Source organism: Demequina sp. (assembly GCF_049841215.1).
GTDB lineage: Bacteria > Actinomycetota > Actinomycetes > Actinomycetales > Demequinaceae > Demequina.
Genome location: NZ_JASGEO010000005.1, coordinates 244,326 through 267,735, shown reverse-complemented (window position 1 = coordinate 267,735; position 23,410 = coordinate 244,326). Strand labels below are relative to the sequence as shown.

Sequence of the window (23,410 nt, the reverse complement as noted above, 5' to 3'; positions counted from 1 at the left end):
CGTGCGGACGTTTCTGAACCGGGTCAAGACCGCGATTCTTGGGGCGCCGATTGCCACGGAGTCCGAGCGGCCCGTCGCCGTCCGCACGCGTGTGGCCTTCGCGATCTTTGGCATCGGCATGCTGTCGAGCGTCGCATACGCGCCAGACGCCGTGATCGAGGCGCTGCGCGGAGGAGGGCTCACCTCGGCGGGACCGTGGATGGCCGGCGGAGTAGTTCTCCTGATGCTGTTGCTCGGCTTCGCGTATCGCGACAACGTGCGGCAGCGCCACGACGAGCGAGCCGACTACGGCCTCGTGCGTGAGAAGCTGGGCGCCACCGCGGGGCTCGTCACGGGAGCATCTCTACTCGTCGACTATCTCTTCACGGTGGCCGTGTCCGTTGCCGCGTTGGCGCAATTTGCGCACTACCTGCTGCCCATCACCCGATTCCAGGAGACGGTGCTCGCGCTGCTCGCGATCCTCGTGATGACGTTGCTGAGCCTGAGGGGCGTGCGCACGCGAGCGCGGCTTCTCGTTGTGGTCACCGTAGCCTTCTTGGTCGTCATTGTGGGCCTGCTCGTGTTCAGCGGCATCCTCGGTCCCGCGCTGCCGGAGCCTGCGCCGGTTGACCACAGCTCCGCCTGGACCGTGGTGATCGCCTTCGCTGGCGCCATCGCGTCCGGCTCGGTGATGATGACCGGAATCGAGTCTCTCGCGGCGTCCGGTCCGTTCCACGCCGCCCCCCAGGGAGTGCGCGCGGGGCGAACGCTCATGATTGCCGTGACGATCTCCGCGCTTGCGTTCTTCACCGTGAGCTGGCTCGTGTGGCACTTCTCCATCTCCGGGTGGGTGGACGGCCCGGCGGTGCTGCAGGTCTCGGACAAGATGTTCTCCGCCTCGTGGCCCACGTGGATCATTGGCGCGGCGGCCATCGCGATTCTGTACGCGGCGGCGTCGGCGGTGTTCCGTCGTTTCGCGGGGCTGTCGTCGCTGCTCGCCTCCGACAGCTACTTGCCGCGGCAGCTCGCCATGAGGAATGACCGCCTCGTCTATCGCGGCGGTGTGCTGACGATCGCCATTGCCTCCGCCGTGGTGGTGCTCGCCGCGAGAGCGGACCTGCAACAGCTCATCCACATGTACGTCATTGGGGTGTTCACGTCGATCGTGCTGAGCCAAGTGGCGATGGTGCGCCTCATGACCGCGAAGATCGCGCTCGAGACCGAGCCTCGAGAGCTCTTCCGCCTCACGGCGTTGCGCGCGCTTCACATGGTCGCCGCGATCGCCGCCGCTGCCGTGTGGCTCATCGTCGCGGTCTTCAACTTCTTCAACGGGGCCTGGATCGCGATTGGCCTCATGGTCATCCTCGTGATCGGCATGCGTGCCATTCAGGTGCACTACGCGAAGGTGCGCCAAGAGTTGCGCGTGCAGCCTCACGATCCCGCCTCTGCGCTTCCCTCGGCCACCCACGGTGTGGTGCTCGTGGCACAGCTGCACCGTCCCGCGCTGCGCGCGATTGCCTACGCCAAGGCGAGCAGGCACACCACGCTCACGGCCATCGGCGTGAAGATCGAGGCGCCCGCGGCGCGCGAGCTGCAGCGACGCTGGACCGAGCTCAACATTGGCGTTCCGCTCGTGATCCTCGACTCTCCGTATCGCGACATCGTGGGCCCGGTCATGGAGTACGTGAAGTCCGTGCATCGCGAGAGCCCTCGTGACGTGGTGGTCATGTACGTGCCCGAATACATCGTTGGCCGCTGGTGGGAGCAGTTCCTTCACAACCGATCTACGTCGCGGTTGAGGTCGCTCCTGCTGCGCACGCCCGGCGTGGTGGTGGCGGCCGTGCCGTGGCACCTCGAATCTGCGGCTGATCAAGTGGTGAGCTTCGATTCCGGGCACCCCAGTGCCTGACGTACGCCTCACCGTTGGGCCCGTGGCTCACGGTGGGCATTGCGTAGCGCGTCACGACGGCAGGGTGGTGTTCGTGAGGCACGCGCTGCCTGGGGAGACGGTCGAGGTGCGGCTCACCGAGGCACAGCCCGACGCTGCCTTCTGGAGGGCGGATGCCGTCACCATCCTCGAGGCCTCCCCGGATCGCGTCGCTCACCCCTGGCCAGAAGCTGGCCCTGGGGGAGTGGGAGGTGCCGAGCTCGGTCATGTATCACTTCCGGCCCAGAGAGAATGGAAGCTCGCCGTGTTGCGAGACGCGTTCACGCGATTCGCCGGGCAGGAGTTTCCCGGCGAGGTGGCTGAGGCACATGGCGACGTGGGCCGCGCAGGTCTGCACTACCGCACGCGCGTCGCAGCAATCGCGGACGCCGAGGGGCGCGCCGCAATGCGGTTGTTCCGCTCGCACGAGTCCCGAGCCCTCACCGCGATGCCGCTCGCAACTTCCGCCGCGGAGGCCGCCCTGCTGGGGCAGCGATTCCCCGCGGGAGGCCGTGTTCACGTGGTAGACCCCAGCGAATCCGAGGTGTTCGTGGCCGTCGATGGCGCGCGGTGGCACAACGGCAGGCGCGATACCAGGCACAACGCGCCGCGGCGCGTCAAGGAGGTGGTGCGCGTTGGGAAGGCGGAACACCACCTTGTGGTGGACGCCACCGGGTTTTGGCAGGTGCACGTCGAGGCGCCATCGTTGCTCGCGAGGAGGGTTTCCGAACTCGCCGGAACGGGCGCGGTTGCGCTCGAGTTGTACTCGGGCGCGGGCCTGCTCACGACCGCGCTCGCGGACTCCTTTGAGCGGGTCGTGTCCGTGGAGTCGGACGCGGACGCTGTGCGCGCCGCGCGCCGCAACGTCAGCGCCACCGATCACGTGAGCGTCCTCCACGGCGATGTGCGCAAGTCGCTACGGCAAGGACTAGGCGACCACGCCGTCGGGCAGGCCGTTGTTGTTCTTGACCCGCCGCGATCGGGAGCCGGCCGCGAAACCCTCGCGGCACTCGCCGCGTTGGTGCCCAGCCGAGTGGTGTACGTGGCGTGCGATCCCGTGGCGCTCGCACGAGACACGAAGCTGCTGGCCGAGTTGGGCTATCGCCTGACGAGCGCGGAGGCGTGGGATCTATTCCCGATGACGCACCACGTGGAAACCCTCGCCGTCTTTGAACGGTAACGCCGCCCTGTTTCGTGCCGGTTTCGCGGTGCGTCGTGGCCGATAGAATGGGAATCCATAAGCGAAGAGGAGCCATCCATGAGCGTGAATTCCCTGGGGGCGAAGGCCACCCTCGAGGTCGAGGGCCACACCTACGAGATCTACCGACTGGACGCCGTTCCGGGCCTCGAGAAGCTCCCGTACTCGCTCAAGATCCTGGCCGAGGCGCTGCTTCGCACCGAGGACGGTGCCAACATCACCGCCGACCACGTGCGTGCCCTCGCCGAGTGGGACGCCGACGCGGAGCCGGACACCGAGATTCAGTTCACGCCCGCACGCGTGGTCATGCAGGACTTCACGGGCGTGCCATGTGTTGTGGACCTTGCCACGATGCGTGAAGCCGTTGCCGAACTTGGCGGCGACCCGTCCGTGATCAACCCGCTTGCTCCCGCGGAGATGGTCATCGACCACTCGGTTGTCATCGACGTTTTTGGCCGCCGTGACGCGCTGCAGCTCAACACCGATCTTGAGTATGAGCGCAATCGCGAGCGCTACCAGTTCTTGCGCTGGGGCCAGACCGCGTTCGACAACTTCAAGGTGGTGCCGCCGGGCACGGGAATCGTGCACCAGGTGAACCTCGAGTACCTCGCACGGACCGTGATGACCAAGACCGTGGGGGATGTGACTCAGGCCTACCCGGATTCGTGCGTGGGAACCGATTCGCACACCACGATGATCAACGGCCTTGGCGTGCTTGGCTGGGGCGTTGGCGGCATCGAGGCGGAGGCCGCGATGCTTGGCCAGCCCGTGTCGATGCTCATTCCGCGCGTCGTTGGATTCAAGCTCACAGGTTCGATTCCCGCGGGCGCCACGGCAACCGACGTGGTGCTGACGATCACCGAGATGCTTCGCCAGCACGGCGTGGTGGGCAAGTTCGTGGAGTTCTACGGCAACGGCGTTGGCGCCGTGCCGCTCGCCAACCGCGCCACGATCGGCAACATGTCGCCGGAGTTTGGCTCCACGGCGGCCATCTTCCCGATCGACGACGTCACCATCGACTACTTGCGTCTCACGGGACGCACGCCGCACCAGGTGGCGCTTGTCGAGGCATACTCTCGCGCTCAGGGCCTGTGGCACGATCCTTCGGCCCCTGGTTACATTGAGCCGCGTTTCAGCGAGTACCTCGAGCTGGATCTCGCCACCGTGGTGCCATCGATCGCGGGGCCTAAGCGCCCGCAGGACCGCGTAGCACTCACGGAGTCCAAGCCGGCCTTCGAGAAGGCGATCTCGCAGGTGCGGGCGGGAGACGCTCGCGATGCTTCTTATGTGGGCGAAGACGGCGCGGAGGTGCCGCTCAAGGACGGAGACGTGGTGATCGCCTCGATCACCTCGTGCACCAACACGTCCAACCCTTCGGTGATGCTCGCCGCGGCGCTGCTTGCGCGCAATGCCAACGCCCGCGGACTCACGTCGAAGCCCTGGGTCAAGACGTCGATGGCGCCTGGATCCCAGGTGGTCACGGACTACTACGAGAAGGCCGGCCTGTGGCCGGACCTCGAGGCTCTGGGCTTCCACCTCGTTGGCTACGGCTGCACCACGTGCATCGGCAACTCGGGACCGCTGCCGGAGCCGGTCAGCGCCGCCGTCAACGGCCACGACCTCACCGTGGTGTCTGTGCTGTCCGGCAACCGCAACTTCGAGGGCCGCATCAACCCCGACGTGAAGATGAACTACTTGGCGTCGCCGCCGCTCGTCATCGCCTACGCGCTGGCGGGAACCATGGCTCACGACTTCGCCACCGAGCCGCTTGGCAAGGACTCCGAGGGCAACGACGTCTACCTCAAGGACATCTGGCCCGACCCCACCGAGGTGGAGGCGATCGTGCGATCCGCCATCACCGAGGAGATGTTCGAGTCCAACTACGCGGAGGTCTTCGCCGGCGACGAGCGCTGGCGAGGACTCGACACCCCTGACGGCAAGACGTTTGAGTGGGACGACGCATCCACCTACGTGCGCAAGCCCCCGTACTTCGAGGGTATGGGCCTGGCTCCGGAGCGCGTCCGCGAGATCAGCGGTGCCCGGGTGCTCGCGCTGCTCGGCGACTCGGTCACGACAGACCACATCTCGCCCGCCGGCTCTATCAAGCCCGACAGCCCTGCGGGCCGCTACCTCGCCGAGCACGGCGTGGAGCGCCGCGACTTCAATTCGTACGGCTCGCGCCGAGGCAACCACGAGGTGATGATTCGCGGCACTTTCGCGAACATTCGCTTGCGCAACCAGTTGCTCGCCGACGAGAACGATGGCGCGGGCATCGAAGGTGGCTTCACGCGCAACCTGCTCACGGGCGAGGTGACGTCGATCTACGACGCCTCCGTCGCGTACCAAGAGGCGGGCATCCCGCTCGTGATCCTTGGTGGCAAGGAGTACGGTTCCGGCTCGTCTCGCGACTGGGCGGCGAAGGGCACGAGCCTGCTCGGCGTGCGCGCGGTCATCACCGAGAGCTTCGAGCGCATCCACCGGTCCAACCTCATCGGCATGGGCGTGCTGCCGCTGCAGTTCCCGGCAGGGGAGAGCGCCGCGTCGCTCGGCCTCGACGGCACAGAGACCTTCGACATCGAGGGCGTCTCAAGCTTCAGCGACGGCGAGCACCGCAAGACGCTGCCTGTGCGCGCCACCAAGGCCGACGGCTCCGTCGTGGAGTTCACCGCGACGGTGCGCATCGACACCCCTGGCGAGGCGGATTACTTCCGCAACGGCGGCATTCTTCAGTACGTGCTCAGGTCTCTCGTCGCCTAATACGGCCCGACGCTGTGCTCACCTAAGAACGCCGCCAGTTAAGGTGGTAGGTGGCCGTTACGAAGGAGTGGGTTTGCTCGAGCGCATCAAGTCCCCGGATGACGTGAGGGCGCTCTCGCTGGATGAATGCGAGACGCTCGCGGCGGAGATTCGCGACTACTTGGTTGACTCCGTCTCGCGCACGGGCGGCCACTTGGGTCCCAACCTTGGCGTGGTGGAGTTGACCCTTGGCCTGCACCGGGTGTTCGAGTCCCCGCGCGACACCATCGTGTTCGACACCGGCCACCAGGCGTACGTGCACAAGCTCATCACGGGCCGCAGCGACTTCTCGTCGCTGCGTTCTCGCGGAGGGCTCTCCGGATACCCCGCGCGCTCGGAGAGCGAACACGACGTCGTGGAGAACTCGCACGCGTCCACGGCGCTGTCATGGGCCGCGGGCATCGGTCGCGGCCGCACGCTGCGCGGCGAAACGGATCGCCACACGGTTGCGGTGATCGGCGACGGAGCGCTCACGGGTGGCATGGCGTGGGAGGCGCTCAACTCGCTTGCCGCAACGGACGATCGCGTGGTCATCGTTATCAACGACAACGGGCGCTCCTACGCGCCGACGATTGGTGGCCTTGCGCGCAGGCTCGACACTATCCGCACGGATCCTCGCTACGAACAGTTCCTTGGCTGGGGGAAGCGCACGTTTAAGGATCGCGGCAAGTTCAGGGGATTCACGTACGAGACAGTGATGCACGGCAAGAAGGCGCTCAAGGGACTCATTGGCCCCGACGGTGTATTCGCGGACCTCGGCCTCAAGTACATGGGACCGGTGGACGGCCACAACCTTGCGCAAGTGGAGGGCGCGCTACAGCAGGCGAAGCTGTTCGGCGGGCCTGTCATCGTCCACGTTCTGACCGAGAAGGGCCGCGGCTACAGTCCCGCTGAGCAGGATGACGCGGACCGGTTCCACGCCGTGGGCAAGATTCACCCGGAGACCGGCCTGCCCATCGAGCCCTCTCGCTTTGGCTGGACCAGCGTGTTTGCGGATGAGATGGTCTCCGCGGGGGAGGAGCGCGCTGATCTCGTGGCCATCACCGCCGCGATGCTCGAGCCCGTGGGATTTGGGCCGTTCGCGCAAGCTTTCCCCGAGCGAGTCATCGATGTGGGAATCGCCGAGCAACACGCGGTGACTTCGGCGGCGGGCCTCGCGTTCGCGGGCCTTCACCCGGTGGTGGCCGTCTACGCGACCTTCCTCAACAGGGCGTTTGACCAGGTGTTGATGGACGTGGCGCTGCACCGCGCGGGCGTGACCTTCATGCTCGACAGGGCCGGCATCACGGGCGACGATGGCGCGAGCCACAACGGCATGTGGGACATGGCGCTGCTTCGCCACGTGCCCGGGCTGCGCCTCGCGGCACCGCGGGACGAGCCCACCCTGCGGACGGCGTTCCGCGAGGCCATCGGCGTTGCGGATGCACCAACGGTGGTGCGCTACCCCAAGGGCGCGCTTGGCGACCCCGTGCCCGCCATCCGGCGCGAGGGCGGGCTCGACGTGCTCGCAGAGCACGGCTCCCAGCGCGATGCGGTGGTGCTTGGTCTTGGCCCCATGGCGGCCACCGCCGTTGACGTGGCTGGCAAGCTTGCCGCCGAGGGCTTCGAGACGCTCGCTGCCACAGCCACCTGGGTACACCCGGTTCCCGAGGGCCTCGTTGGTCTGATCGAGGGCGCGCGACTGGTGATCACTATCGAAGACGGCCTGGTAGATGCCGGTATTGGCGAAGAGTGGGCCTCGTACGCTCGCGAAGCTGGGGTGGAGGCGGAGTTCCGTCACTTCGGCGTGCCGCGCCGCTTCCTCGATCACGCGTCCCGCGCGCAGATCATCGGCGAGGTGGGTCTCGACGCGGCAGCAATCGCGGACTCAGCCACCGCCGCCCTCAACGCCTGAGCCCAACCCAGCCCCGCCGTCGGGCATCCCAGCCAGCCCCCCAGCGCAAGCTCTCCAACAACGACACGCAGTACACGCCGCTTGGAGAACCTCCGGAAGCGCGACACGCCGGGCGACACGCCGAAGGCTTGTTGGAGCGCTTGCGGGGTGATGCCGGTATTACTCGGTGATTTGCGGCTCCTGGGGTGGGGCGTCGAACGCGGCAGCCATGATCGGCGCACACAGATCAATCTGCCACTGGCGCGCACCGCGGCCAGCGAGGAACTGGCGCACCCACGGCTCGCCACCTCCCGCGTACTCCCAACACGCACGGCGCATCGCATCCGGCTGCAGCAGATTCTCCGCGGGGATGGAGAGCGTCTGCACCAGGAGGTTCATGCCCGCTCGCGCAGCATCGAGACGTTCGGCTGCCTCCGGGCGCTTGTCCTTCCACATGCGCGGCTGCGGAGGGCCGTCGCCAACAGGCCCGCGGCGGGGCGGCAGCTGGTCCTCGGGCAAGGCAAGGGCCGACGCTATGGCCGGGTACCAGAACGCCGCTCGCTTCTTCGTGCCGCGAGATTGCCATTCGGGGATCGCGAGGAGCGCGTCGAGTGACGCCGGCTTTGCTTGGGCAGCGGCGGTGATGGCAGCGTCGCGAAGCACGCGGCCCGGCGAGACATCGCGAGATTGCGCCTCGGCATCTCGCGCCTCCCACAGCGACTTGACGATGGCGAGCGCGCGAGAGTCGCGCAACAGGTGAGTGCCGGCGGTGCGCCGCCACGGGTCGACGCGCGGCTCCGCCGGGGGAGTGAGCCGCACGGCCTCGAACTCTTGGCGCGCCCACTCGGCCTTTCCTGCGGCATCAAGGTGAGCGCCGATGCTCTCGCGAAGCTCGAGCAGCACTTCCACGTCGAGAGCCGCGTACGCGAGCCACGCGTGCGGCAACGGGCGCGTCGACCAGTCCTGCGCCGAGTGCTCCTTCGCGAGCACGAGTCCAAGCTCTTGCTCCACCACCGCAGCAAGCCCCACTTTGGGCCACCCGAGCAGGCGAGCGGCGAGCTCGGTGTCGAAGATCGACGCGGGCGCGAGGCCAAGATCGCGCATACCCGGCAGGTCTTGAGACGCGGCATGGAACACCCATTCGGCGTCGCCCATCGCCTCGCCGAATGCGCGCAGGTCAGGAAGGGCCGCGGTGTCAATCAGTGCAATACCAGCGCCTTCGCGCTTGAACTGTGCCAGGTATGTGGCCTGGCCGTATCGGAATCCGGACGCGCGCTCCGCGTCCGCGGCAACGGGTCCAGAGGCAGCGGCGAACCTCGCGGCCGCCTCAGCCAGTGCGTGGGGCGTGTCAATGACGTCGGGTACTCCGCCAGCGGGTTCGGAAAGGGGAGTGAGCGTGCGCTCGGGGACGACGGCATCCTCGGAAGTGTCCGTCACGCGCGCCGCCCATGGAGCACGGAGACTCCCTCTGGAGCAGGCGGGATCCCGGCGCTGAACGCCATGAGCTCCGTCCACGCGATGATGTGCGGCTCCATGTCCGTCCCTTCCGGGGTCCACGACACCCGCATCTCCACGGTCACCTCGTCCGGCCGCTCCGCGAGCACGCCAAACGAACGCGACACCGTCTTGGTGACGGTACCCCCGGAACTGTGGTGCGCCAGACCATCGAGAGCGTCGGCGAGCCATGACCAGGCGACGTCCGCCCACATGTCGTCCGCGCCTACTTCGGGCTCCGTTGTGGCCTTGACGAGCGCCACTACCCGGAACGTTCCGTCCCACGCGGGCTGGCCGTCGGGGTCGTGAAGCAGCACAAATCGCCCGCTCGCGTCGCCGATCTCGCCGTTGATGGCGATCGCGTACGGGGCGATGCGGTGGGGGGCGGGCGTTTCGACCAACGTGACGTCGCGCCTGGTACGTGCCTGGGCAAGCGAGCGCAGAGCCTCCTGGAACTCGGGAGGCGCTTCGCTTGCGTCGGGCGCCATGATGCGAGCGTATGACGGCCCGACGCTGGGGCCGGGTACGCCACGCGGCGTCGCCTCCCCTAGGCTTGGGGGGTATCCCCGAAAACCCGTTCAAGGATGGTCATGTCGCACGCTCAGATTGGTGTCACCGGACTCGCGGTCATGGGCCGCAATCTCGCCCGAAACTTCGCCCGCAACGGCTTCACGGTGGCGGTGCACAACCGCTCCGCAGAGAAGATGCACTCGCTGATCGCGGACCACGGCGACGAGGGCGAGTTCGTTGGCTGCGAGACCCTTGAGGACTTTGTGGGTGCGCTTGCGAAGCCGCGCACGATCGTCATCATGGTGCAGGCTGGCGGGCCGACGGACGCGGTGATCGACTCACTCGTGCCGCTGCTCGAGCAGGGCGACATCATCGTGGACGCGGGCAACGCCCACTACCCGGACACGCGCCGCCGCGAGGCTGCGCTGCGCGAGCAGGGCATCCACTTTGTGGGCTCTGGTGTCTCCGGGGGCGAAGAGGGCGCACTGCTTGGCCCCTCGATCATGCCCGGCGGCCCCGCGGAGTCCTACAAGACGCTTGGGCCCATCCTCGAGAAGATCTCCGCCAAGGTGGACGGCGTTCCGTGCTGCACGCACGTGGGTCCGGACGGCGCCGGTCACTTCGTGAAGATGGTCCACAACGGCATCGAGTACGCAGACATGCAGCTCATCGGCGAGGCGTACGACCTGTTGCGCGCTGGTCTCGACCTGACGCCCGCAGAGATCGCGGAGATCTTCGCAGAGTGGAACAAGGGAGACCTCGAGTCCTTCCTGATCGAGATCACCGCTGAGGTGCTGGCCCAGGTTGACCCCAAGACGGGCAAGGCTCTCGTCGATGTCATCGTGGACCAGGCAGGGCAGAAGGGCACGGGCCGGTGGACGGTGCAGAACGCACTCGACCTTGGCGTTCCCGTCACCGGCATCGCGGAGGCCACGTTTGCGCGTGCCATTTCGTCGCAGGTTGCCCAGCGTGACGCAGCACGGGGAGTGCTTGCCGCTGACACGCAGGCATGGGACATCACGGACAAGGGCGCGTTCATCGAGGATGTGCGGTTGGCCCTCTACGCGTCAAAGGTGGTTGCCTACGCTCAGGGGTTCGACCAGATTCAGGCGGCCTCTGACGAGTACGACTGGAACATCGACCGCGGTGCCATGGCGCGCATCTGGCGGGGCGGCTGCATCATTCGTGCACGCTTCCTCAACCGCATCACCGAGGCATACGAGCGGGACGCCGCGCTCGCCTCACTGCTCGTTGACCCGTACTTCGCCGATGAGGTGGGCAAGGGCGTGGCCGCGTGGCGTCGCGTGGTTTCGCAGGCCGCGCTGTCCGGTGTGCCCGTCCCGGCCTTCGGTTCGTCGCTGTCGTACTACGACTCGCTGCGCGCAGAGCGTCTTCCCGCAGCCCTCATCCAGGGCCAGCGTGACTTCTTTGGGGCGCACACCTACAAGCGCGTCGACGCAGATGGCACGTTCCACACGCTGTGGTCTGGTAACCGTTCAGAGGTCGACGCCTAGGACCAAAGTCCCTGTTAAATTGGACATTTGGCGCGTTTTGACGTTCATCGCGTCACGCGGGTCACTGACTCCGCGCGTCGCCTGGCGTAGTCGCACATCCATGGGTTAGGCTCCCCGCGAATCGTTTTGATGCCACCGCGTATTTTGCGCGCCTGGCATCTCCACGTGAAGCTGAGGGAGCATCACATGAAAACGTCGTCTACTGACGCGCGCCCATTTGCCGGCGGCCTGATTGCCGCGGTCGCAGTGCTCGGCACCATTGCCGCAACCACCGTGCTTGGCTCATCCGCCGGTGCCGCAGAGACCGCGGTCAACCCCTTCGATGACGCGGGTGGCTTTTCGGTCTACGCCATTGAGGACGCTAACCTCTTCAACTCCGAGGTGGAGGGCGCACTGGCCGTGGGAGGCACGTTGCGCGCAGTCTCGCCCGGCAGTCGATTCCCCATCGTGCACTACGTGGCTGGCACTGCTGCCTACACGCCTCCCGTCGTCGACGGCGACGCCACGCGCCTCCTGATTGGCGCCTTCTCCACCAACTCGGGCATCGTCGACGTGTCTGGTGCAGGCGCCCCCACCGGTGTTGCCAAGGGCTACGCGAAGATCGTCAACCCGGTGCTGCAGTTCACCGAGCGCGGCGGCTACGTGCAGTACCGCGCCACCTCGATCTCGGGTTCGGAGTCAAACGGCCCCGTCATCGAGGGCAAGAATCACGTGTGGGCGGCCGACGGCGTTGCCAAGTTCACCGCTCAAGGAGACTCGGTAGCTGAGTACGTTGAGCAGGGCGTAGGCGCCAATGCTGTCACGCAGTGCCTCGCCAACCCGAGCGCCTCGCATACCCACCAGGTCACCGTGACCGAGGACGGCGGCAAGGCCAAGCTCGCGCTCGCCGCGAACAAGGTCAACATCGTGGACTACGAGGACCTGTTCTTCTGGGGCAATTACGCCTCGCAGATCGTGTACGACGGCGCCACGCGACCGTCCGCGACCTCGCCCGTCATCGTGCGTGTACCTGCGGGCACCACCACCGTGCGCGGAAGCGTCTTCGGCAACGCGGGCGAGTTCGCGAACTACGTCATGTGGGACCTCTCCGCGCTCAGCGGTGCCGTGACGCTCACCGACCGCTCGGGTGCTTCAACCCGCATCGATGGCTCGGTCTACGCTCCCAACGCCGACCTCACGGCCTACTTCGGCCCGCTTGACGGCCAGGTGATCGCCCGCAACTTCACGGCGCCCCAGGGGGCTGGCGAACTCCACGCGTACATGTTCAAGGGTGCGGTGACGTGCGAGATTGGGGGAGCATCCGAGTCGCCTAGTGCGAGCCCGTCGGCCACGCCGTCCGCGAGCACCTCCGCATCGCCTTCCGCATCGGTGTCGCCGTCGACGTCGCCAAGCGCTTCTGTCTCGCCGTCGACGTCGCCAAGCGCTTCGCCGTCGACGTCGCCAAGCGCTTCTGTCTCGCCGAGCACCTCGCCTTCGGCATCGGTGTCGCCTTCCACCTCGCCTAGTGCGTCCGCGTCACCATCCGTGTCGGCCTCGGCCTCGCCAAGCGCGTCGGCAAGTGCGTCTGCCTCACCTAGCGCCTCGCCTTCGGCATCGGTGTCGCCCTCCACCTCGCCAAGCGCGTCCGCCTCGGCATCGCCCACTGCGACCGCCTCTGCGGCGCCCACCGGTGCTCCTTCGGCCTCACCAGACCCGTCCTCGACGGTCACTGAGACGAACGGCACCGGAAGCGGGCCGGGCAAGGCTCCGGGCACGGGGTCGGGCACGGGAAGTGGGTCTGGCGACGGTGAGGATGGCGAGGGTTCGCTGTCCGCCACCGGATTCGACGACATCGCGCTCGGCTGGATCGCGTGTGCGGCGGTTGTCGCGGGTGCGTTCCTCGTCGGCGCCGCGAGGCGACGCAGGGTCTAGCGCGTCCAGCGCTCCATCCGGAAGTCATTCCCGGCGAGGGTGTGCGCGAGCGCCCACCCCGCCGGGACCGGAGGAACCGCGGGTGCGTCCGCGCCCCCACGTGCAGGCGACGTGGTGAGGCAGTAGTCGTCAACCGCGTCCGCGTCGAGCAACAGCGACGCGAGTTGCGGCCCGCCCTCGCACAACACGCGCGTCAGACCGCGTCGTGCCAGCCCGGAGAGCATCAGCGAAGGGTCCACGTCTCGGTCTCCGGCGACGATCACCCTGTCGCCCCATTCCTCGGCCAGTTCCGCGGCGGGAGCGTCTTCGCACGTGACGAGCCACGTCCGCTCGGGATCCAGGTCCTCGGGTACGTCGCCCGAGCGCGTCACGATTGCGAGATCGGGAAGCGGCCTGCGGAAGACTCCCGCACGTGCTCGCACAAACTCGGGGCGCAACCGCACGTCGCCGTACTCCTCGGCACGCGCCGTTTCCGCGCCAACGAGCACCACATCGGCCCAGGACCGTGCCACGCGCAGAATCCGCAGGTCCTCCTCGCCGTTCAGTGAGCGCGAGCTGCCGTCCGCACCCGCCGCGCGGCCATCGACCGACTGAATCATCGACACCCTCACCCAGGGCGTCGGCACGGCGTACAGGGCGCGCAGGGCAGTCTCGGCACGTTCGGGGGTCAGCACCGAACCGTCGGGCGCTACCAGGCTGCCGGGCTCCATGATCTCCTCCTTGCCGATGCCCAATTAGGCTAGGCCATCGTGCACACACGCCTCGTTGGCCGCCGGCCCACCCCGCAGCCAGCGGAACTGATAGCGAGCCTCACGCCGCCCCCGCACTTCGAGCACGCGACGTTCGCATCGTATGTGCCGGATTCCTCCTATCCCTCCCAAGCCACCGCCCTAGGCGCGGCGCGAGACTTCGCACGCGGAGCGTCGGGCCGTAAAAAGGCGAGCGGAGGCAAGGGACTGTATCTGGACGGCGGGTTTGGCGTGGGCAAGACGCACCTGCTGACCGCGATGGCGCACGAGGTGGGAGCCGGCGCCGCGTTCGGCACCTTCCTCGAGTACACGAGCCTCGTTGGAGCGCTCGGCTTCGCTCCCGCTCGTGAAGCGCTCAGCGCGTTCCGGCTGGTCTGCATCGACGAGTTTGAGCTCGACGATCCTGGCGACACGCTTCTCATGGCGCGCCTCATGCGCGAACTGGCCGACGCTGGGGTTGCGATAGCGGCAACGTCCAACACCCCTCCAGGCGCCTTGGGCGAGGGCCGCTTCGCGGCAGAGGACTTCCGCAGGGAGATACAGGCGCTCTCCTCGCGGTTCTCGGTGGTGACCATCGACGGGCCCGACTACCGGCATCGCGATGCGCTCGGTGACGTTTCCCCATCGCCGCACGCCGAGGTGGCGGCCGTCGCGAACCAACCCGCAGGGGTGGTGGAGGCGTGGGGCGAGCTGATCGCCGATCTTGCGCACGTGCACCCCAGCCGGTACGCGGCGTACATCGACGGTGTCGAGACACTCGGGCTCCGCGATGTGGCCGCACTTGGCGACCAGAATCAAGCCCTCAGGCTTGTCATGCTCGTCGACAGGCTCTACGACGCGAACGTCCGCGTGGTGGCGTCTGGAGCGCCATGGAGCGAGGTGTTTGCGCACGACATGCTCGAGGGCGGGTATCGCAAGAAGTATCTGCGAGCGCTGTCACGGCTGCACGCGATGACCGCGGGAACCGACTGACTAGATCTCGAGTTCGGCCAACCGGCGTTGTTGTTCGGCAACGTCGAAATCCGCAGCCGGCCACCCAAGGTTGAGCGAGCTGAGTGCCTCGAATAGCAGCGAACCAACCACGAGCCTTGCGAACCACTTGTTGTCCGCAGGGACCGCGTACCACGGCGCCACGTCAGTGCTCGTTCCATCGAACATCGCCTGGTAAGCAGCCTGATATTCATTCCAATAGGCCCGCTCGTCGATGTCTCCAGGGTTGAACTTCCAGTACTTGTCCGCGCGCTCGAGCCGCTCCGCCAGGCGGCGCTTCTGCTCGTCAGGGGAGATCAACATGGCGCACTTGATGATGCGCGTGCCCGCGGCCGCGACCTCCGCCTCGAACGCGTTGATTTCGGCGTAGCGCTCGGCCCACGGTGCCCCCGGCACAAGGTCGTGCACGCGCACCACGAGCACGTCCTCGTAATGGGAGCGGTCGAACACGCCAATCTTGCCCGGCGCGGGCAGAGCGTTGCGGATGCGCCACAGATAGTGGTGCGAGAGTTCCTCGTCCGTGGGCTTGCCGAAGGCGCGGTGCTGCACGCCCTGGGGATCGACCATGCCCACCACGTGCCGCACGATCCCGCCCTTGCCAGCAGTATCCATGCCTTGCAGCACCAACAAGACCGACGTGGTGCCGCCAGTGCGGCCGTCTGCGAACAGCTTCTCTTGGAGCTCGGACAGCGCCTTCGCGTGCTTGTCCATGATCTTCAGGGCGTCCTTTTCGTTGCCAGAGAAGCCTGGCGTTGCCGCCGTGTCAAAGCCCGCGAGCCGGAAGTCTTGACCAACCTTCAAGGTGGTGGAGGGGAATACGTCCCACTTCTTCGTCATGACCCAACCCGCTCCTACCTGCGCTTATGCGCGTACCAGGGCCACAGCGTCGGGCTGGAGAGTGAAGCCCTCGCCCGCTATGGCGACATCGCCAAACACGGCCAACGGCCGCCCTTCAAACGCTACCGGCTCTGCGCTGAGATTCGCGTGGATGCGCACGGGACCTGTCATGGTGAGCTGTCGCGGAGCTTTTTCCGTCACGCTCACGGGGTGGCGCTCCCACGCGTCGGGCGCCAGGGTGAGCGGCCGCGTGGCCATGACGTCCCGTACCCACGCGCGGATGCTCGCGCTCCCGCCCGACGGGTCGATCACCGAGGCGCGAAACGTCGCCTCAGCCTGGGGATCGGGAATGGGCACATTCGGCGGCCAGCCGTGGCGGGCGAACTCGGCGACCCTGCCCTCCGAGACGGCGGTGCCGAGAGGCTCGTCGTGGTGGGAGAAGAACAGGAAGGGCCGCGTCTCGCCGTACTCCTCGCCCTGGAACAGGAGCGGAGTGAAGGGCGACAGGAGCACGAGCGCAAGTGACGTGGCGTGCGCGCCAGGGGAGAGCAGGGTGGACGGCCTGTCCCCGATGGCGCGATTGCCCACTTGGTCATGGTTGGAGGCGAAGACAACGAACTTGCGGCGGTCGAGCGAATCCGGGACGGGCGTTCCCCACGCGGCGCCGCGGAAACTGGACCAGCCACCGTCGTGGACGAAGACGTGCTGGAATGCCTTGTTGAGCGTCTCGATCGAGCCGAAGTCGCCGTAGTAGCCCGTGCTGTCTCCCGTGAGGTAGGCGCGCACGGCGTGGTGAACGTCGTCGGCCCATTGCGCGGTCTGGCCAAGGCCGCCTTGGTCGGTGGGAAGCACCATCGACGGCTCGTTGAGGTCGCTCTCCGCAACGAGGGACAGCGGCCGGCCGAGCTCCGTTGCGAGGGCCGTTACCTCGTCGCTCAGTTGTGCAAGGAAGTGGCGCGCGGAGGTGTCCTTGAGCGCGTGCACCGCATCGAGCCGCAACACATCCACGTGAAAGTCGCGGAACCACCGCAGGGCGTTGTCGGCAAAGAACCGCCGCACCTCGTCGCTGTGGGGCTGATCAAGGTTGATTGCGTCGCCCCAGGGGGTGTGGTGCGCGCTCGTGAGGTATGGACCGAACGCCGCCACGTAGTTTCCGTCAGGACCAAAGTGGTTGTAGACCACGTCGAGCGCCACGGCGATGCCAAGGCCATGCGCGGCGTCGACAAAGCGCTGGAGCGCGGCGGGGCCGCCGTACTGCTCGTAGACCGCGAAGAGCGACACGCCGTCGTATCCCCAGCCGCGCTCGCCGGGCATCGGCGCGATCGGCATGAGCTCCACCACCTCGATCCCTACGGCGGCGAGGCGCGTCAGGTCCGCGGCGGCGGCGTCCAAGGTGCCTCGTGGGGTGAAGGTGCCAACGTGGAGTTCGTAGAACACGGCTCCGCGCGCGTCGCGCCCCGACCACGCGGAGTCACTCCACGCGAAGGCGGAGGCGTCGAAGGCCTGGGACGGACCGTGCACGCCGTGCGGCTGTCGCGGGGAGCGCGGGTCGGGGAAGGGGCCGTTGCCGTCGACCACGAAGGCGTAGTCCTGCCCGTTCGCGAGAGCCGGGCCACGCCACCAACCGTCTTCGGCGCGTACGAGCGGGAGGTCCTGCCCACCCGTACGGCACGCGACGTGTGCGGCAAACGGGGCCCAGACGTCGGCCCTCATGCCCTCACCAACAGCGCCACCGGGAAGGTGGCGAGAACGCGGGCAAGTGGAGCGCTGCCGCCATCGCACGTAACGCCCGTGAGGACGTCCTTCCATGAGCCCTCCGGCAACTGCACGGTGTGCTCGTGCCAGTTCCCAAGGCGTTCGAGTTCCCCGGCCACGCGGGTGGCGATCGTGATGACGCGATCCTCGTCGTGCGCCGTGCGGGCAAAGACAATGGCGTGCCCCGACGAAGAGGCGAGCGGGTGATAGCCCGCGCTCGTGCCGATGAACGCCTCCGGGTGTCCTCGGCGCACCGCGAGCGCGCGAGCCGTGACGAGCAGCTTCTCGTCGCCAAGGGTGCGTGGCTTGGCCCTGCGGCGCAGCCGAGTGAGCCGCGCGGCGAGGTCCTCGTAGTCAACGGGCCGGCGGTTGTCGGGGTCCACGAGGGAAGGGGCCACCACCTCTGTGCCCTGGTAGACGTCTGGCACGCCCGGCAGGGTGAGCGAAAGCAGTTTCTGCGAGAGGATCGCGGCACGCTCCGCCTGAGCGCGCGCGGCGTGCCACGCGAGCACGCTCTCACGCACAGCAGGATCGGCGTGCGAGGCCTGGGCAAACCACAGCACCTGATTCTCGTAGTGGGCGTTGTGAGACGTCCACGTGGTGTGGGTCTTGGCCTCGCGCATCGCCTTGATCAGGTAGCCCTCGAGCCGGTCCCATTCCATCAGTGCGTCCGCGTCCGACGTCCCAACCAGCGTTTGCCACCACAGGTTCTCGGTGCGGCCGTCCAGTTCCAGCGGCCGTGTGGGCATCGTGATCGTCTGCAGCCGTGTCACGAGCTCTTCCCAATCACTCGCATATTCAGCGAGCACGCCGAGCCGCGCACGCACGTCCTCCGAGCGTTTCGTGTCGTGCGTCGTGAGGCACGTCATCGCGTGCGGGTAGGTGGTTTGGCGTTCCGCGGCCCACGCGTGCAGCGACGCGGGCGGCAGGTTGAAGTGGGCGGCGGGGGAGCCCACCTCGCACAGCGCCAGCAGGTGCGTCCAGCGGTAATACGCGGTGTCCTCGATGCCCTTCGCCATGACCGCGCCACATGCCTGCTGGAATCGCGTGATGAGCTCCGCGCGGTCCGCATCCTCGCGGCGGCCCGCGCTTCCTACCTCTGCGCCGCGCAAGAGGTCGACCACCACGTCGAGCGTCTCATGGCGCTCGGGATCGAGGCGCTCGCGGGCTCGCTCCGCCGCCGCGGCGATCGCCTCGAGAGACATGGGTTTTGGGGCAGAGCCGGGCACCACGTACGCGCGATAGCGGTCGAACGTCACGATGAGCGTGGTGAGGCAGTCGTACAGCGCACTCCACGTGTGGTCCCGCAGGCGCACGTCGGTGGTGCAGATGCCGTGCGCGAGCGACGCGAGCCTGCGCATCTCCGCTGCCAGGGTGAGCTCCACGATTTCTCGCTTCGCCTCGTCGATGATGCCGGGCAGGCCGCCCATCGCGTCCCCAGCAACGCGGTGCATGGTTGCCGCAAGGCCCGACGCTCCGCTTGGGTCACGAAGAGCCGCACCGATGCGCCACGCGGCGTCGTATCCCGTGGTTCCTGCGGTTTTCCATGACGTGGGCAGGCGTTCCTCGCCCTCGAGGATCTTTTCGACAACGATCCACGCGCCGTTTGTAGCGTCCGAGAGTTGGTTGATGTAGCCCGCGGGGTCCGCGAGACCGTCGGGGTGGTCCACGCGGAGGCCCTGCAACGTGCCGTCTGCCACGAGCGACACGATGAGGTGATGCGTCGCGTCGAAGACATCCGGATCCTCGACGCGCACCGCCACAAGCGATCCGACGTCGAAGAAGCGGCGGTAATTGAGCTCCTCGTTCGCGACCCGCCAGTACGCAAGCCGGTAGTACTGCTCCTCGACGAGGCGATCGAGCGGGAGGTTCTCCGTCCCCGCACGCACGGGAAACACGTGGTCGAAGTAGCGGAGCACCGGAACGGCGCCGTGATCCTCGAAGCCGGGCACCACCATCGAGTCGAGCGTCAGGTGCCCCGCGGCAAGCACCGTGCCGATGCGTTCGCCGAGCACCGGCATGAGGACGGGCGCGCCGCGCGACCAGTCCACGTCGAACCAGTGCTTGTAGGGGGACGCGTCGCCGGCACTTAACAGCGACCACAGCGCGCGGTTGTGAAAGACGGGTGTGGGCACCGCCATGTGGTTGGGGACGAGGTCCGCTACGAGGCCGATGCCTTTCTCGCCTGCGCGCCACGCCAGATCTCTCAGCGCGGCTTCCCCGCCAATCGAGTCATCGATGCGGGAGTGGTCAACGACGTCGTAGTAGTGCGTGGACCCTGGCGCCGCACCAAGCAGGGGACTGAGGTAGAGGTGAGACACGCCCAAGGCGGCGAAGTAATCCAACCTGTCCGCAGCGTCGGACAGTGTGAAGTCCTTGGTGAGCTGCAAGCGATACGTGGCCGTGGGCACAGGCGCGTTGGGCCTGTGTCCCAATCGGTACGCGCGGTCGTCTGCCATATTTGTCACTTTCGGAGGGTTCCTCCCATCATGTCAGACGACGTCTGGCACACTTTCGCCATGCGCAGGGTGCTGTGGTGGCTCACGGTGGTGATGCTTGCGCCTATCGCGGTGGCTGTCATTGCGAGGGCGTTCCGCCTGCAGGCGGGTCCGTTGGCGATTGTTGTCGCCTTCATGCCGTGGGTGACGTTCGCGTGCGTCGTGCCGTTCTTGCTGGCCTTGCTAGCCCGCTCACTGACGCTTGCGGCTATCACGGCGGGCTTCGCCGCGCTGTGTGCGTGGTGGATCATGCCGCTGTACACATTCGAGGGCGGCGGTACTCCCGCGCTCAAGGTGGCGTCGATAAACGCGACGTTTGGCGAGGCGGACGCCGGCGACATCGTTGCGATGGTGAAGGCCCGCGAGATAGATGTGCTTGCTGTGCAGGAGCTCACCGAGGACCAGGTGCAGGCGCTGCGTGACGCGGGCCTCGACAGCGAGCTGCCAAGTTCGTACGTGCGGCCAGAAGACGGCTTCAAGGGCATCGGGTTGTGGTCCCGCTATCCCATGGACGGCTCTCCGCTCGACGGGATGGTCGCCAACGCGATTCAGGCGAAGGTCGAGACCCCTTCCGAGACCATGACGGTGTACGCGGTGCATCCCGCGGCTCCCGGAGTGACCGAGCACAAGGCGTGGGCGGACGACCTGTCTCGCCTCACCTTCGTGCTCTCCGCGGCAATTGGCCCAACGATGGTCATTGGAGACTTCAACACCACGCGTGATCACGCACAGTTCCGCACCATCGAGGGACTCGACTACGCCGATGCAGCTGATCAGGCCGGCGCTGGCTTCCAGCCCACGTTCCCCGAGGGCCGCACGCCGTTCCCGCTCGTCGCTATCGACCACGTGATGGTGCGTGACACGGACCTGCGGGCTCGCGAGTTCAAGACCGTGACGATCGACGGTGCCGACCACCGCGCAATCGTCGTCGAATACGGCGAGCGGACTAACTAGGCGTTCCCGCCGAACCCGGCCACGCCGTCGGGCACAACGGAGCCCACAAACAACGAAAGCGGCCCCAGTGGGACCGCTGTTCTGGTGGGCGATACTGGGATCGAACCAGTGACCTCTTCCGTGTGAAGGAAGCGCGCTACCCCTGCGCCAATCGCCCGTACTAGCGAGGTGGGTACGGGATTCGAACCCGTGTATACGGCTTTGCAGGCCGCTGCCTCGCCTCTCGGCCAACCCACCGTAGGTACCAACACCCCGTAGGCATCGGCCTTCCGAGCGGACGACGGGACTCGAACCCGCGACCCTCACCTTGGCAAGGTGATGCTCTACCAACTGAGCCACGTCCGCACTGTCACCATCGCTGGCAACGGGTTATGACTTTAGCGGATGCCGCGCGCAAAAACCAATCCGGTGGGGGCGTGCGGCGTGGCGCCCGGTAGCGTGTGGCGCGTGGACGCGCACGCTGCCTTCAGGACCGTCGGTGCGCACCGTTGCGTGGAGCACATCGACGCGTCGGTTGATGGGCATCGATTGTCTCAAGGCGGCTTCTGGGTGGTTGTCGCCACGTTCGAGGGCCGGCTGGACGCCTGGCGCTTCGCCGACGTGAGTTGGCATGAGGCGCTCGCTGAACCCCGCACGGCCCGACGCTGGGAAGGGCCAGCGCATGAGGCCTGGAAATCGTCGCTCACCAAGGCTGAGTACGTTGCAGGGGTTGGGCGGGTGCGGGACGACATTCGCCAAGGCGACGTCTACCAGGTCAATCTGTGCCGCGTGCTGAGCGCGCCTCTGCCAGCTGGCCCCTACGGCCCTGACGCCGTGGCGTTGTCCGAGCGTCTGGCCCGCGGCAATCCTGCACGATACGCCGCACGAATTGTGATTCCCGCGCGCGAGGGGGCGCCGGGCGCGTGGATTGTCTCCGCGAGTCCAGAGCGCTACCTGAGCATCGAGGGCGCCACCGTGACATCGAGCCCTATCAAGGGCACCGCAGCCCCTGGAGAGCCCATGCTCGCCAAGGATGAGGCGGAGAACGTCATGATCACGGACCTCATTCGCAACGACCTGTCGCACGTGGCGCAGCCGGGAACGGTGACGGTGCCGGAGTTTCTTGCGCTTCACGAACACCCGGGCCTCACGCACCTGCAGTCGACGGTGAGCGCCACCCTGTCCGACGAGCACAACTGGACGGACCAGATGTGGGGCGAGCTGTTCGCTGGCACCTTCCCGCCAGGGTCCGTTTCCGGCGCGCCCAAGGCGTCTGCGCTGTCGGTTATTGCGCGCGAAGAGACCGCGCCCCGGGGGCCATACTGCGGAGCAATCGGGTGGGTCGACGCGGACTCCAAGCGGGCCGAGCTCGCGGTGGGAATTCGCACGTTTTGGTGGGACGATGCCCACGGCGGCACCCTGAGCTTTGGTACCGGGGCCGGCATTACGTGGGGATCTGACCCATATGCGGAGTGGGAAGAGACCGAACTCAAGGCACGGCGGTTGATAACGCTCGCATCGGCCGACAGAATGTCCCCATGAGCGACGTCGTCTGGGTGAATGGCACCCTCCGCGGCGCTGAGGATCACGCGATCTCCCCACTTGACCACGGCTTCACCGTTGGCGACGGCGTCTTCGAGACGATGGAGGCGGTGGACGGCGTCGCGTTCGCGCTGACGCGGCACCTTCTGCGGTTGGAGTACTCAGCATCCCGCATGGGACTAACCGGCCTCGATACCGCGCACGTCCGCAAGGGCGTCCTGGCGGTGCTCGCGGAGGGCGGGGAGGCCATGACGCGCGTGCGGGTCACGGTGTCGTCCGGCTCGGGCCCCCACAGCTCGATCCGCGGGAACGCTGCTCCTACCGTGGTGGTGGTCGCCGCCGACTCGCCGCCTATCAAGGAGTGCCGTGCGGTGCGCGCCCCATGGAAGCGCAACGAGCGCTCGCCGATTGCTGGCGTGAAGAGCACGTCGTATGGCGAGAACGTAGTGATGGTGCAGTTCGCGCGTGCCAAGGGCGCCGACGAGGCGCTCATCGCCAACACGCACGGCCACCTGTGCGAAGGCACGGGCTCAAATGTCTTCATCGAGCGCGGGGGAGAGCTGCTGACCCCGCCGCTCGCCTCCGGCTGCCTTCCTGGCATCACGCGCGGCCTTGCCCTCGAGTGGGGGGCCCACGCGGGCCTACCCGTGCGGGTTGCCGCCCCTGGAGAACTGGAGATGGCCGTGCTCGACGAGGTGGCCGCGGGAGACGCGTTTGCGGCCGTAACCTCGTCCACGCGCCACGTGCAGCCTCTCGCCGCGCTCGACGGAAAAGACCTGAAAGCCGGCCCCTTGCTTTCCCGCTTGGCGGAGGAGTTCGATCGCCGTGCCAGCAACGATCCTGACCCAGCGCCACCGCGAGACCTGTAACAGCGTCGGCCGGGCCCCAAAGTATCCGCTAACAT

16 protein-coding genes and 3 tRNA genes are annotated in these 23,410 nt (G+C 67.2%); 10 read left to right on the top strand and 9 right to left on the bottom strand.

All coding sequences use genetic code 11. The annotated features are described in order from the left end of the window. The first annotated feature begins 1 nt into the window (after position 1). The 4 genes from QM618_RS02110 to dxs all read left to right on the top strand — a co-directional run bounded on the left by QM618_RS02110 (position 2) and on the right by dxs (position 7,794). Positions 2-1,888 carry an APC family permease gene (locus tag QM618_RS02110; RefSeq protein WP_428094271.1) on the top strand — a complete coding sequence of 629 codons (1,887 nt, stop codon included), beginning with the start codon at positions 2-4 and terminating at the stop codon, positions 1,886-1,888. After that, complete coding sequence (locus QM618_RS02105) at positions 1,881-3,086, top strand: class I SAM-dependent RNA methyltransferase (protein WP_428094268.1); 1,206 nt, start codon at positions 1,881-1,883, stop codon at positions 3,084-3,086. The genes QM618_RS02110 and QM618_RS02105 overlap by 8 nt, the downstream gene beginning before the upstream one ends. Before the next feature lie 78 nt (positions 3,087-3,164). Beyond that, entirely contained in the window at positions 3,165-5,861 is a 2,697-nt protein-coding gene (gene acnA, locus QM618_RS02100; protein WP_428094265.1) for an aconitate hydratase AcnA, read from the top strand. A 67-nt stretch (positions 5,862-5,928) separates the two neighbouring features. Continuing rightward, a complete protein-coding gene (gene dxs / locus QM618_RS02095) occupies positions 5,929-7,794 on the top strand; it encodes a 1-deoxy-D-xylulose-5-phosphate synthase (RefSeq protein WP_428094262.1) in 1,866 nt (621 codons plus the stop codon). Between the two features lie 159 nt (positions 7,795-7,953). Here the strand turns inward: dxs and QM618_RS02090 are convergent, their stop codons facing one another. After that, a complete protein-coding gene (locus tag QM618_RS02090) occupies positions 7,954-9,210 on the bottom strand; it encodes an HRDC domain-containing protein (RefSeq protein ID WP_428094259.1) in 1,257 nt (418 codons plus the stop codon). Further along, positions 9,207-9,755 carry a DUF3000 domain-containing protein gene (locus QM618_RS02085; protein WP_428094256.1) on the bottom strand — a complete coding sequence of 183 codons (549 nt, stop codon included), beginning with the start codon at positions 9,753-9,755 and terminating at the stop codon, positions 9,207-9,209. Before QM618_RS02085 ends, QM618_RS02090 begins: the two co-directional genes overlap by 4 nt. 102 nt (positions 9,756-9,857) lie before the next feature. On the opposite strand from QM618_RS02085, the gene gndA reads away from it, so the two are divergent. Continuing rightward, positions 9,858-11,291, top strand: a complete 1,434-nt coding sequence (gene gndA, locus QM618_RS02080) for an NADP-dependent phosphogluconate dehydrogenase (protein ID WP_428094253.1) — start codon at positions 9,858-9,860, stop codon at positions 11,289-11,291. A 186-nt stretch (positions 11,292-11,477) separates the two neighbouring features. Continuing rightward, positions 11,478-13,202 carry a collagen-binding domain-containing protein gene (locus QM618_RS02075; RefSeq protein ID WP_428094250.1) on the top strand — a complete coding sequence of 575 codons (1,725 nt, stop codon included), beginning with the start codon at positions 11,478-11,480 and terminating at the stop codon, positions 13,200-13,202. Here QM618_RS02075 and QM618_RS02070 read toward each other — a convergent pair. Next, entirely contained in the window at positions 13,199-13,912 is a 714-nt protein-coding gene (locus tag QM618_RS02070; RefSeq protein ID WP_428094247.1) for a dihydrofolate reductase family protein, read from the bottom strand. The two genes, QM618_RS02075 and QM618_RS02070, sit on opposite strands and share 4 nt — an antisense overlap. A gap of 39 nt (positions 13,913-13,951) precedes the next feature. On the opposite strand from QM618_RS02070, the gene zapE reads away from it, so the two are divergent. Then, positions 13,952-14,923, top strand: a complete 972-nt coding sequence (gene zapE, locus QM618_RS02065) for a cell division protein ZapE (RefSeq protein WP_428094243.1) — start codon at positions 13,952-13,954, stop codon at positions 14,921-14,923. Here zapE and QM618_RS02060 read toward each other — a convergent pair whose 3' ends face one another. Genes QM618_RS02060 through treY form a run of 3 tightly spaced genes read right to left on the bottom strand, consistent with a single transcriptional unit; the run spans position 14,924 to position 19,992 of the window. Then, complete coding sequence (locus tag QM618_RS02060) at positions 14,924-15,778, bottom strand: polyphosphate kinase 2 family protein (RefSeq protein WP_428094240.1); 855 nt, start codon at positions 15,776-15,778, stop codon at positions 14,924-14,926. It lies immediately after the preceding gene. Between the two features lie 24 nt (positions 15,779-15,802). After that, positions 15,803-17,491, bottom strand: coding sequence for a malto-oligosyltrehalose trehalohydrolase (treZ, locus tag QM618_RS02055; protein WP_428094236.1), 1,689 nt, complete (start codon positions 17,489-17,491; stop codon positions 15,803-15,805). Beyond that, positions 17,488-19,992 carry a malto-oligosyltrehalose synthase gene (treY, locus tag QM618_RS02050; protein WP_428094232.1) on the bottom strand — a complete coding sequence of 835 codons (2,505 nt, stop codon included), beginning with the start codon at positions 19,990-19,992 and terminating at the stop codon, positions 17,488-17,490. The genes treZ and treY overlap by 4 nt, the downstream gene beginning before the upstream one ends. A 30-nt stretch (positions 19,993-20,022) precedes the next feature. On the opposite strand from treY, the gene QM618_RS02045 reads away from it, so the two are divergent. Beyond that, positions 20,023-20,985 (top strand): endonuclease/exonuclease/phosphatase family protein, encoded by a 963-nt coding sequence (locus tag QM618_RS02045; protein WP_428094229.1) that lies wholly within the window; start codon positions 20,023-20,025, stop codon positions 20,983-20,985. A gap of 82 nt (positions 20,986-21,067) precedes the next feature. Here the strand turns inward: QM618_RS02045 and QM618_RS02040 are convergent. The 3 genes from QM618_RS02040 to QM618_RS02030 form a co-directional block, all read right to left on the bottom strand. Continuing rightward, positions 21,068-21,142 (bottom strand) — tRNA-Val (locus QM618_RS02040). A 9-nt stretch (positions 21,143-21,151) separates the two neighbouring features. Beyond that, a tRNA-Cys gene (locus QM618_RS02035) sits at positions 21,152-21,222 on the bottom strand. Between the two features lie 35 nt (positions 21,223-21,257). After that, positions 21,258-21,330, bottom strand: a tRNA-Gly gene (locus QM618_RS02030). Positions 21,331-21,432: 102 nt separating this feature from the next. Between QM618_RS02030 and QM618_RS02025 the strand changes: the two genes are divergently transcribed. Both QM618_RS02025 and QM618_RS02020 read left to right on the top strand, forming a co-directional pair. Continuing rightward, positions 21,433-22,506 carry a chorismate-binding protein gene (locus tag QM618_RS02025; RefSeq protein WP_428094226.1) on the top strand — a complete coding sequence of 358 codons (1,074 nt, stop codon included), beginning with the start codon at positions 21,433-21,435 and terminating at the stop codon, positions 22,504-22,506. Continuing rightward, a complete protein-coding gene (locus QM618_RS02020) occupies positions 22,503-23,375 on the top strand; it encodes an aminotransferase class IV (protein ID WP_428094223.1) in 873 nt (290 codons plus the stop codon). Before QM618_RS02025 ends, QM618_RS02020 begins: the two co-directional genes overlap by 4 nt. The last annotated feature ends 35 nt before the right edge of the window (positions 23,376-23,410 follow it).